The following is a 920-nucleotide window of genomic DNA, read 5'->3' as shown; positions in this document are numbered from 1 at the left end:
ACTTATTTTGGCAGCGACATCAGGCGTGCATGCTGAATTTCAAATCTCTTAGACGGTACATTGGTACTGTCTGTGAGTTCCGAGAATTTCGCATTCATAATCCAGACTTTATCATTAGCCATCGTCGCGGTAGAAGGATAGGTAAAACGATCCGTCACCAAGGTGGAAGCTGACATTTTTGCTGAAACAAAATTATCTTCTGAAGTCAGCTCATAAATTTTATCACTCCCTCCGTTCTGCACCAGCACAAGTTTATTATTTCCTGTAAGTAGAAGACCATCACCATTCATAAAAAACTGTTCTGTATCAACTTTGCTTATACTTTTTGGATTTTTTAAATCTATTTTGTAGACCGCTCCAGTCCCACTGCTTACTGTAAGCAAATAACCGGATGGATGAAAAACAATTCCATTCAGTCCTATCCCTTCGGTTTTAAACATCGGACTGTCTGCAAATACTGATGCCTGTCCGCCTGGTGAAACTTTATAAATTACATTGGAAAAACTGTCGGTTACATAAGCATTCTGCTGACTGTCAAAGGTCAGATCATTGGCAAAATGATTTCCGGGAACTAATTTTGAGAGATCAATATCATCTGTTATCTTTCCTGTAACCATATTAATGCCAACTAATCTCGCCATTTTTTTTCTTGTGTCCGGAGAAGTAAATTTGCTGTAATTTGCATCACTGATGCAGACAAACAAACGTTTTCCGTCGGGATGCACTTTTACTCCGTAACTTGATTTAAAAGAAGGATCATTAAGCAGTAAGCTATATACGCCACCTGGAGTAACTTTACCGATGCTGCCAAGTCTTGCTGAGGACACAAAATAAACATTTGAAATACTGTCATAAGCAATTCCTTCAGGATAAGATTCCGGAGCATTAAATTCAATTCTTGCCGTAGGCTGATCAGGAAT

Annotated in this window: 1 protein-coding gene; it reads right to left on the bottom strand. The window is 38.8% G+C overall.

Annotation, left to right across the window (positions count from 1 at the left end):
• Positions 1–2 precede the first annotated feature (2 nt).
• A partial coding sequence (locus tag OMO38_RS20250; protein ID WP_264751990.1) for a gluconolaconase occupies positions 3–920 on the bottom strand: 918 nt, incomplete at its 5' end.

The sequence above is a fragment of the Chryseobacterium kimseyorum genome (assembly GCF_025971945.1).
GTDB classification, from domain to species: domain Bacteria; phylum Bacteroidota; class Bacteroidia; order Flavobacteriales; family Weeksellaceae; genus Chryseobacterium; species Chryseobacterium kimseyorum.
The sequence above is the reverse complement of the archived record's forward strand: the minus strand, read 5'-3'. Positions and strand labels throughout refer to the sequence as shown.